The organism is Leptospira stimsonii (assembly GCF_003545885.1).
GTDB classification, from domain to species: Bacteria; Spirochaetota; Leptospiria; order Leptospirales; family Leptospiraceae; genus Leptospira; species Leptospira stimsonii.
The window spans coordinates 1305318-1315000 of sequence record NZ_QHCT01000001.1; the positions used below are offsets into that span (position 1 = coordinate 1305318).

Genomic DNA, 9683 nt, shown 5'->3' on the forward strand with positions numbered 1-9683 from the left:
CTTCATTTTGCTACCGTCTGCATCTGAGGGGCCGGATAACGATCTCCTTGAAAAGATCCTTCCGGGAAAGAATCGCTCATTCTTCTCAATTCTTCCGGACTCAATTCAATCGATAGCGCTCCTAAATTCTCTTTGAGACTACTCGTTCTTGTCGATCCCAACAAAGGAACGATATCGTTTCCTTGGTGAAGAACCCAAGCGATCGCGAGTTGTGCAGGCGTGCAATTCTTTTCCTTAGCAAGTTCTTGAAGCACATTGACCCGCTCCAGATTGGATTCAAGGTTTTTTCCTATAAAGCGGGGAGAATGGGATCTAAAATCTCCTTCTTGCAGAGTTCCTGAAATTTTTCCGGAGAGTAATCCGCGAGAGAGAATTCCATAAGGAACGATTCCGATGCCAAGTTCTCTCGCAGTGGAAAGAATTTCTTTTTCGATCAGCCTCGTCGCCAAAGAATATTCTATCTCGAGTGCCGTCACCGGATGAATTTTATGCGCCCTTCTTATATTTTCCGGAGAAGCTTCCGAAAGACCTAAGAAACGCACCTTTCCTTCTTTTATGAGTTCCGAAATCGCTCCAACGGTTTCTTCGATCGGAACGTTCGGATCCACACGAGAAGGCTGATAGATGTCGATCACATCGACTCCCAAGCGAACCAAAGAATACGCCGCGAAGTTTTTCACCGCGGCCGGTCTTGCATCGTATCCGCTAAAACCGCCTTGAGGAGTTCGGAGCGCTCCGAATTTTACGCTGATCAAAGGTTTTGAAGAAGTGGACCTGAGTGCTTCCGAGATGAGGAGTTCGTTGTGTCCGATTCCGTAAAAATCTCCGGTGTTGAGAAGATTGATTCCTGCATCCAAGGCCGCGTGAATCGTCCGAATGCTTTCAGCTCGGTCCCTTGTCTCCTTGTTCCCGTAGAAGTCCGACATTCCCATACATCCGAGTCCGACTTCCGAAACCTGAGGGCCATTCTTACCTAATTGTTTTTGTTTCATCTGGATTCTCCTTTTAGTTACAAATAACAAAAAACGTTATTTGTAACTAAAAGTCAAGACTTTCTCGTGAAAGAGAAACGTGAGAGCTCCCACATTCCAAAGTGGAGGGAAGAATTATGTCTCTTAATCTTAGAATCGCCGTTTTGCTAAGGAATTTGAATCACGGAGAGGATAGGAAAAAGCGAAAGCCGTCTCGGAAACTGGACGCTCTTCTTTGAATTGGAAAAAAGGGGGAGTTCCCACATTTCCCCTTTTCTCAGAAAAATCCGAGTTCTTACGACTTAGAACGAGATTCCAAAACTCGAATCGCCGCCGCCTTTCTTCGATTCTGCGCTGTCTCCCGACTTCCCTTCACCTTGTCCACGAGATGGGAAGTTGCGGTCGTGGGATGGCCCGATGTAAAAGGAGGCGCCGGATTGTATTCTATCATCAATTGAATTTCTTCGGCAAGTTCCGTTCCGAAAAACTCCGCAGTGAGAAAAAGGGCAAAGTCGATTCCCGCGGTCACGCCACCACCCGTGATTCGATTCCGATCCTTTACAAAACGTTCACTCGAAATCTGAATTGGAAATAATTTTAAGACATCCAAGGAAAGCCAGTGCGTAGTCGCCTTATAACCATCTAAAAGTCCCGCCGCGGCAAGAACCAAGGAACCTGTGCAAACCGAAGTGATAAATTTAGAATTCTCGGCTTTCTTTCTGAGAAACTCTAACACTTCGGAATCTTCCATCAGGTGCGTCGTTCCCGAACCTCCCGGAACGAGAAGAATATCCAGATCAGGACAATTCGCGAAATCATAGTCGGGTATAAATTTCATTCCCGATTCCGTAGTGATCGTTTCCTTCGTTTGAGCAAAGAGGAATACCTTTGCTTTCGGGATCCTCGAGAACACTTCGAACGGACCGGTGAAGTCAAGTTGTGTGACGCCCGGAAAGATAAAGATTCCAATGGAAAAGTTTGAACCTGACATAGATTCTTAGAATGGACTTTAGAATTTCTCTTACAAGTCCTTTTTGATTTTAGAAGAATCTCTTTCGAAACCTGGATGCAAAAACAACCGGGTCTCATAAACTCAGTCTTGTGAATCAGAATCGATATTTATTTCTGGATGTGGGAGACACCATTCTTCATTTAAAAAAAGCCGCGGGAGAAACTTATCTTGAGATCCTCTTGGACGCGGGCTTGAAAAAGGAAAAGAATGCCGGAGAAATTTTTCGAAAGGCATTCTCGGAAGCGTGGCATCGGATGAACGAAAAAGCTCCGCCCGATCATCGCGATAAATATCAGTTTCATCCGGGCGGAACTCCGGGGTGGTGGAAAGAATTATTAAACGACTTTCTCTTGAGAATTCCGGAAAGTGTTCCTCTGGAACAGGCGTTCCCTGTCATTTACAATCGATTTGCCGATCCGGAACTCTGGGAAGTTGACCCGGGATTTTGGGAACTCAAGGACTTTTGTAAAAGAGAAGGCTGGGGTTTAGGAGTTATTTCCAACTGGGATCATCGTCTCAGAAATCTTTTGAATTCTAAAAAGATATTAGAACATTTGAATCCTGTAATCGTAAGCGCGGAATTTGGATACGAAAAACCTTCTCCGAAAATTTTCGAAGAAGCGATGAGGCTCGTCAATCTTCCTCCCGAATCTCTGGTTTATTGCGGAGACAAATTCGAACTCGACGTCGTGGTTCCGAAATCGCTCGGTTGGAGATCCTACTTAAAAAAAGAAGACGGAGACATTCGAACCCTTTCGGAATTGATTCGACATTTATCCGGTTGAAAAGACGTCTAAAAAAAATTTTTGAATTTCAAAGTCTCTCCGATCCTTTTCATCGGTTTTAGAATTTTCTTTCGAGAATCCATCCTTGCCGGAAAGATTCGAATTCTCATGGTCCGATGAAATGAATTTCATCGAAAAAAAGGTTGAATTCGGACTTCAAGTCCGTTCGAGATAGAATTTCGGTTGCATTCGTTTCATTTTCCAAATCGGAAGAACGTTTCCTTTGGAATGCCTTGACAAAGAAAGACGAAATTCTTTAAAAAATTTAAAACGAAGCGCCGGATTCAATTCTAAAATTAAGAAACATTATGGATTTATCATATTATATAGAACTTATCGGTGTGGGTTTTTTTGCGATTTCCGGAGCCTTGGCGGCGGCGGAAAAAAAGGGGCATCACAACGATATCTTCAGCGCCTTTTTTACGGGATTCATTACCGCGATCGGAGGAGGAACGCTCCGCGACATCACGCTCGGAAATTATCCTGTCGCATGGGTTCGAGATCAAAACGTCCTCTGGGCGATCTTTTTTGGGTTCGTATTGACGATTCTTTTTGCGCGCTATTGGGTTCGTTTTCGCCGAGAAATTTTCATCTTTGATTCGATCGGTATCGGTATTTATACGGTGATCGGGACAAAAATTTCGCTACTCGCCGGAGTCAACCCGTTTGGCTCGGTGATCTTAGGAATGGTTTCCGCGATCTTCGGAGGAGTAATTCGCGACACTCTGATCAACGAGGTCCCGCTTATTTTCAGAAAGGAAATCTATGCGACCGCCTGTCTTGCCGGAGCGACTCTCTATGTAGCATTACAATATCTGAATATAAATGAAAACTGGAATACGGGTTTTTCCGTTTTTCTCGTCGTCCTCATTCGTATTGTCGCGGTTCGTTATAACCTTTCACTTCCAAAGTTCAGATTACCGGAATGAATTCTTCGGATTGAGAATCTGGGCTCTTCCTCAATCACTTTTTAGTTGATCGGAAATTCCTGGTACTGCGAGCGAAGTAAACCAATTCGAGATCGCTTCCGAATCCCAATCCAAGTCGTTTCTCAAAAGATGGGATAGTAAACCGAGTACGGCTCCGGAAAGATAATGCGAAACGTAACGGTAAGGAAATAAGGGATTCGTGTATCTATCTCTCAGCGTTGAATGAGTCCGGTAAGATTCTTCCGATAAGAAATCGGAAAGTTTAATATGAAATTCGTATGGAATATTCTCCTGGAAAATTCTTCTGTAGAATTCTCGATTTTTTTTTACGTTTTCAAAAAGATAGAATGTGAGCGGCTTTCCATCGGACAATAACGTTCTATCATCCAATTCTTTTACCTTCTCGTTGGTTTCTAAAAATACGGATCGGAACGTCTTCCAGAGAAGTTCTTCTTTGCCAGTGAAGTAGCTGTAAAAATTCGCCCTCGTCATTCCGGAATCCTCCGCGATGTCTCCGATCGTAATCTTTGAATATTCCACATTGAGAAAGCGAACAAGAAAGGCTTCGATGATCGTGTTGTATTGTTTTTCTATTTTTTCGGACATAAAAATTGACACCTGTATAGTTTAGAAATAAAGACGATCCTTTTCCCGATATACAAAGGAGGGGATTTTAGGAAACCCTGAAAAGTATGAAACTGAAAATCGCCCTTTTGGGAATTCTTACTTTTTGTCATTGTGGAACGTTTCCTTCCGAAAGAGGAGGAAGTTATTTGAATACAACTCATTGGCAGAGATACCAAAAATTTCTTCCGGAAAGTTTAAAGGTCAAAGATGGTAAACTCCCAAAGGAGGAATACTGGGCCTGGAATCGACTCAGGATTCATCTGGATCGATATGAGAATCCTAAGTCGAAGTGTAAGATAATACTCATTCATGGCGGAGGAGGTAACGGACGCGTTCTCGGTTCTCTGGCGAAACCAGTTTACGATTTTGGATGCGAGGTGGTGGCCCCGGACTTACCTGGCTTCGGCCTAACCCTTACAGATCCCGATTTTACAATGGAATACAAAGACTGGGTTCTATTGTTAAGCGACTTGATAGAATCAGAAAGAATACCCGAGAAAAAAATCATACTCTTTGGTCTGAGTATTGGAGGTATGCTTGCCTACCATGCGGCCGCCGAAAATGGAAACGTTCAAGGATTGATCGTGACGACCCTCGCGGACCTCAGAAAAACCGAGGTTCAAGACGCCGTTGCCACCAATCGTGTTTTAAGAATTTTGGGAACTCCCTTTACCTCGTGGCTGAGTATGATCACGAACGATCTTTATGTTCCGATTCGATGGTTCAGTAAGATGGAACTTATTACCAACGATCCGGATTTTTCTAAAGTATTCTCGGAAGATCCGTATGCAGGCGGGGCGAAGGTCAGTTTTCGTTGGTTAAGGACGATTACGGAATTTCAGCCCAAGTTGGAACCGGAATCCTTTTTCCTTTGTCCGATTCTTTTAGCGCATCCAGGAATCGACCCTTGGACTCCGTTGGCACTCAGTCGAGATTTTTTTGGCCGGATTCCGGGGAAAAAGAAGTTCGTCCTTTTAGAAGGTGCGGGACATTTTCCTTACGAAGAACCAGGATTCTTTCAACTGAAAACGGAAATTTTTAATTTTATACATTCAATTCAGTGAATATATTAAATCCATAAAATAAGAATGGGATTCTCAATTGGATCCCGTTTTCACATTTCGTAAAAAGGAAGGTGAATCGTCTCTCGGAATACGAATTTTCGTAAGAATCCCTTGAACTCTTTCTAAGGCCATAAGAATCGCTAAAAACGTTTTACCAATCCTATTTAACGAATGGATACCTTTCCGGATTTTGTTTTCGAAACGACAAGTGATCGTAACTTGCGAAGTGACGAAATGATCTCCTTCGCACGAGCCGATCGAAAGTCGTCTATCCTTTGTTAACGTAGTAAGCTCATACAAATGGAAATCCGAAAGAAACCATCGGAGTGCTACCGGGTTTACGGTGAGGACTGTCGATCCATCGAAGTTTTCAAAAAGAAGAACAAGTATCTCAGTATCGAAAACGGAATTCCGATCTTTTTTTTGCTATGTAATTGACCTTTTATTCTTCCAATCTTATTCTTTTCGAAAACGGACTTTGTATTCAGGACATTCTTGAAAGTGAATCGAATCAGAAATATGATCTCGAACGGATACGTTCCGATTTTACCCATTCTCTTCTGGAATGTTCTTTTGACTTCAAAGTTGCCACCTGAGTATCAACCTCGCGAATTCAACCACAATATTCCGGCTCTGATTCAGATCGGTGAGAATATTTTTCGACTGATTCTTTTTTCACTCCCGCTCTTCGCGAAACTCGACATAAATTCGAAAAGAGGAAGAATCGGACTTCTCTTGTATACAGTCGGCATTGGTCTTTACTTTTCTTCCTGGATGCTGTTGATTTATTTTTCGGACCAGTCGTTTATCCGTTGTTATCCGATTTTTATCGCTCCGGCTTATACTCCTTTGTTTTGGCTGATCGGAATCGCCTTTATGATCGACAGCTATTATTTTCCTTGGAAGTATAAAATTTGGCATATGCTACTTCCGAGTTTCCTATTTCTAATATTCCATATTCATCATGCGTCCTTAATCTACTTTCGATCGGTTTCCGTTCCTTAGTTCTTGATTCGGATCGTATAACCTGAAGAATGCGAATCGAAACGGATAAAAAAGTTAGGGCCGGATTCGCGAAATCGAACGATTCGAATCAAATCTGGATGCGTAAAACGTGGCTTGTGCGAACTTTCGAATGAAAAAATTCGAATTCAAAAAAGGAATTCTTCTTGAGAGACAAAGGCGTTTCGTTTAATAAGAACCGGGTTTCTTTCTTGAAAAGAGACCGCAAAATTCTTAAAAAGAAATCGTGAAAAGTTAGAGGAAAAAGAAATGGGCGGAATCGGATCCAATTTTAATCACGTAAGATTCAGGGCAAACGACAAAGGTGGTCACTATGAAAGCTGGTTTGTAAGAGCGAACCATCCTTCTTCTCCAAAAGCCGTCTGGATACGTTATACGATTTTTTCTCCCAAAGGATATCCTGAAAAAGCGATCGGAGAACTTTGGGCGATCTACTTTGACGGAGAAAAAAATTCTCATTTCGTTTCCAAATCGGAATTTCCGATCTCCTCTTGTTCGTTTCAGTCTTCTCCTCTTTTGATTTCGATCGGTGGTTCCGAGCTGACGGATTTTTTTCTGAACGGAAAGGCAGGAAATAAAAAAGGCACTGAGAATTTTTTCTGGGATCTGAAAATTTCCGGAGGAAGCCCGCCACTTTTTCTTTTTCCCGAAAATCTATACGAAGGGGGATTTCCAAAAGCGAAGGTGTTAGTCGGAAATCCTTGGATTCGAATTTCGGGAACACTCAAACTTGGAACGGAAGAGATTCAACTTCAAGATTGGATCGGAAGTCACAATCATAACTGGGGATCGAAACATACGGATCGTTACGCTTGGGGACAAGTAGTCGGATTCGAAGAAGAAGCGGATTCTTTTCTTGAACTCGCGACCGCGAAGTTGAAGATCGGTCCCATTTGGACTCCGGCGATTACTCCGATCGTCTTTCGATTTCGAGGAAAAGATTATAAACTCAATCATCCACTCCGAGCATTCGGGCGCGCGAAGTATCGTTACTTTGATTGGAATTTTGAAGCCAGCTCCGATGAAATTTCGATTAAGGGAAGAATCTTTGCGGATCGTCAAGACTTCGCTTGCCTTCAATATTGGAATCCTCCGGGTGGATGGAAATATTGTCTGAATAGCAAAATCGCAAACGCGGAAATTTTCGTGAAAAGAAAAGAGGACGTCTCCGCTTTAAAACTGACTTCAAGACGAAAAGCGGCCTTTGAAATTTTAACGGATGATACTTCTCACGGGATGTCCACAGAGGTTTAAAGAATTAGAATGTACTAAAGTATTAGATCCGATTTCGTTTCCGGAAGGACGACTTTCTTCTTTTTGATGCGGATTCTTCCTAGAAAAATGGAGAACCCTACCAGTAATCCGACGAAAATCATCGAAGAGTCGATCTTCTCGGATAGGATCCATGCGGAGAAAAGGAAGGTGAGGAACGGTTGAATCAATTGAATCTGTCCGACCTTTCCGATTCCGCTCATTGCAAGACCTTTGTACCAAGCGAAAAATCCTAGAAACATACTGAAAATTCCGGTGTATAAAAAACCGAACCACGCGGAGGCCGGCGCTTCCAAATCGTTTTTCTGAAATGTAAACGCGGAGATAAGAATTACGAAAGGTAAAGAAACCACAAGAGACCAAGATATAACTTTCCATCCTCCGTGTTCCTTCGAGAGTCTTCCTCCTTCCGCGTATCCGATCGCCGCGGAAAGAACCGCGAGGAAAAGAAAAAGATCACCGAAACGAAGAGAAACTTCCTGATTCCAAAAAGAATAAAAAATGACGATTGCGGAGCCGAAAAAACTTGCGATCCAAAATAGGAATGTCTGCGATTCTTTTGCAAGAATGGTTCCCGCGATCGCCGTTGCAAGAGGAAGAATGCCGGTGATCACCGCGCCGTGTGAAGATGGAATCTGTTGAAGAGCCAGCGCGGAAAAAACGGGAAAACCGATGACAACGCCTAAGGCAACAAGAATCAAGCGAGGGAGAATCACGATCGGTAGAAGAGGGTTTTTCGTGATTTTCAACGCAAGGATCGCAAGAATTCCCGCAAGAACTGCTCGGCCCAAACCGATGAAAAGCGGATCGAAATGTCCAACGGTCAACTTCGTTGCCGGAAGAGTAAGGCTAAAAATAAAAACTCCGATAAAACCCCAAAGCAAACCCATAACGATCCTCTATTCTCCGAATTCTAATCCGTACTGAAATCTGCGTATTCTTTTTTAATCGATTCTCCGGAAGAGGAAATCAATTTTAGAAAATGATTCCGCTTGGTTTATTCTAAAATTGAGTTATGATTTTGAGGCTCGGAAGAAGGAGTCTAAAAATGGAAATCGTCAAAGGAAAAAAATCAAACATAGTCTTCGATGGAAAAAAATGTATTCATTCTAGGAATTGTGTTCTTAGTAGACCCGATGTTTTTGTTCCGAATGTAGAAGGAGATTGGATCTATCCTGATAAGGCGAGCATCGGAGAAATTCAAAACTTAGCGTTGAATTGTCCTTCCGGTGCGATTCGATACGAGGCCCTTGCCGAGTCGGAAAATGAAAAGGCGCCGATCATCAATTTGCTTCGAGTTCGCGAGAACGGTCCTCTTGCAGTTCACGCGGATCTGGAAATCACCGGTCAAGAAGATCCAGGGTTTCGCGTAACGTTATGCAGATGTGGGGCCTCCAAAAATAAACCCTTTTGTGATTCGAGTCATAATCAAATCGATTTCCATGCGACTGGTGAACCTAAAACTCAGGATTCGACCCCGCTTCCCATGAGAAACGGAAAATTGATCGTCAAGCCGACTCGGAACGGCCCTCTGAAAATTACCGGAAGTTTGGAGCCCTGCTCCGGAACGGGAAGAACAATCAATCGAGTTACCGAAGCTTATCTCTGTCGATGCGGAGGTTCTGCAAATAAGCCTTATTGCGATGGAACCCATAAGACAAATGGATTCCAGGCTTGAATATAAATGATATATTAGATAATTAATTAATTCTTAAGTATTTTTATGAAACCGGGCGTCTTTGCTTGAATAGGATCTGTCGGATCTTGCTAAACAGAATAGAAAGTTCTTTTTCAGAGAAATCTAAAATCAAAAAATCGTCTCCGATAAATCTTCTCAAAAAAATATTCTGAAATGTAAAATTATATTTTCGGAGAATCTTCATTCATTTCCGAAGAAATGAAGAAAGGCCAACTTCCAATAGAGATATTGATGAAGTAGCGTGATCTTCCACCAACCTTTTTTTCGATACTTCCGATCACTCGTCCTAAGGAAAGAATTG

At 42.7% G+C, this 9683-nt stretch carries 11 protein-coding genes (1 of these 11 only partly in view); 6 read left to right on the forward strand and 5 right to left on the reverse strand.

Features of this window, described 5'->3' with window-relative positions; translation table 11 throughout:
- Positions 1–2 precede the first annotated feature (2 nt).
- On the reverse strand, positions 3–992 hold the full coding sequence (locus tag DLM75_RS06390; RefSeq protein WP_118967617.1) for an aldo/keto reductase: 990 nt from the start codon (positions 990–992) through the stop codon (positions 3–5).
- A 274-nt stretch (positions 993–1266) separates the two neighbouring features.
- Positions 1267–1962, reverse strand: a complete 696-nt coding sequence (locus DLM75_RS06395; RefSeq protein ID WP_118967618.1) for a DJ-1/PfpI family protein — start codon at positions 1960–1962, stop codon at positions 1267–1269.
- Positions 1963–2072: 110 nt separating this feature from the next.
- On the opposite strand from DLM75_RS06395, the gene DLM75_RS06400 reads away from it, so the two are divergent.
- Complete coding sequence (locus DLM75_RS06400) at positions 2073–2768, forward strand: HAD-IA family hydrolase (RefSeq protein ID WP_118967619.1); 696 nt, start codon at positions 2073–2075, stop codon at positions 2766–2768.
- Positions 2769–3076: 308 nt separating this feature from the next.
- Positions 3077–3697, forward strand: a complete 621-nt coding sequence (locus DLM75_RS06405; protein WP_118967620.1) for a trimeric intracellular cation channel family protein — start codon at positions 3077–3079, stop codon at positions 3695–3697.
- A 30-nt stretch (positions 3698–3727) separates the two neighbouring features.
- On the opposite strand, the gene DLM75_RS06410 is transcribed toward DLM75_RS06405, so the two are convergent.
- Positions 3728–4303, reverse strand: a complete 576-nt coding sequence (locus DLM75_RS06410; protein ID WP_118967621.1) for a TetR/AcrR family transcriptional regulator — start codon at positions 4301–4303, stop codon at positions 3728–3730.
- 86 nt (positions 4304–4389) lie between these two features.
- On the opposite strand from DLM75_RS06410, the gene DLM75_RS06415 reads away from it, so the two are divergent.
- The 3 genes from DLM75_RS06415 to DLM75_RS06435 all read left to right on the forward strand — a co-directional run bounded on the left by DLM75_RS06415 (position 4390) and on the right by DLM75_RS06435 (position 7665).
- A complete protein-coding gene (locus DLM75_RS06415) occupies positions 4390–5388 on the forward strand; it encodes an alpha/beta hydrolase (protein ID WP_118967622.1) in 999 nt (332 codons plus the stop codon).
- A 501-nt stretch (positions 5389–5889) separates the two neighbouring features.
- On the forward strand, positions 5890–6393 hold the full coding sequence (locus DLM75_RS06430; RefSeq protein ID WP_147456611.1) for a hypothetical protein: 504 nt from the start codon (positions 5890–5892) through the stop codon (positions 6391–6393).
- Positions 6394–6660: 267 nt separating this feature from the next.
- Complete coding sequence (locus tag DLM75_RS06435) at positions 6661–7665, forward strand: hypothetical protein (RefSeq protein WP_118967626.1); 1005 nt, start codon at positions 6661–6663, stop codon at positions 7663–7665.
- A 14-nt stretch (positions 7666–7679) separates the two neighbouring features.
- Here DLM75_RS06435 and DLM75_RS06440 read toward each other — a convergent pair whose 3' ends face one another.
- Positions 7680–8573, reverse strand: a complete 894-nt coding sequence (locus tag DLM75_RS06440) for a DMT family transporter (protein WP_118967627.1) — start codon at positions 8571–8573, stop codon at positions 7680–7682.
- Between the two features lie 158 nt (positions 8574–8731).
- Between DLM75_RS06440 and DLM75_RS06445 the strand changes: the two genes are divergently transcribed.
- Complete coding sequence (locus DLM75_RS06445) at positions 8732–9361, forward strand: CDGSH iron-sulfur domain-containing protein (RefSeq protein WP_118968015.1); 630 nt, start codon at positions 8732–8734, stop codon at positions 9359–9361.
- Positions 9362–9562: 201 nt separating this feature from the next.
- Here DLM75_RS06445 and DLM75_RS06450 read toward each other — a convergent pair whose 3' ends face one another.
- Positions 9563–9683, reverse strand: partial view of a glycosyltransferase gene (locus tag DLM75_RS06450; RefSeq protein WP_118967628.1) — the final stretch only. The gene runs 494 nt beyond the window's last position; the window shows 121 of its 615 coding nt (coding positions 495–615); its start codon lies off the right edge, out of view; it ends in the stop codon at positions 9563–9565.

Coding starts and splice junctions, on each gene's coding strand:
- DLM75_RS06390 (WP_118967617.1), bottom strand. CDS start 992: ATGAAACAAAAACAATTAGGTAAGAATGGCCCTCAGGTTTCGGAAGTC.
- DLM75_RS06395 (WP_118967618.1), bottom strand. CDS start 1,962: ATGTCAGGTTCAAACTTTTCCATTGGAATCTTTATCTTTCCGGGCGTC.
- DLM75_RS06405 (WP_118967620.1), top strand. CDS start 3,077: ATGGATTTATCATATTATATAGAACTTATCGGTGTGGGTTTTTTTGCG.
- DLM75_RS06410 (WP_118967621.1), bottom strand. CDS start 4,303: ATGTCCGAAAAAATAGAAAAACAATACAACACGATCATCGAAGCCTTT.
- DLM75_RS06415 (WP_118967622.1), top strand. CDS start 4,390: ATGAAACTGAAAATCGCCCTTTTGGGAATTCTTACTTTTTGTCATTGT.
- DLM75_RS06435 (WP_118967626.1), top strand. CDS start 6,661: ATGGGCGGAATCGGATCCAATTTTAATCACGTAAGATTCAGGGCAAAC.
- DLM75_RS06440 (WP_118967627.1), bottom strand. CDS start 8,573: ATGGGTTTGCTTTGGGGTTTTATCGGAGTTTTTATTTTTAGCCTTACT.
- DLM75_RS06445 (WP_118968015.1), top strand. CDS start 8,732: ATGGAAATCGTCAAAGGAAAAAAATCAAACATAGTCTTCGATGGAAAA.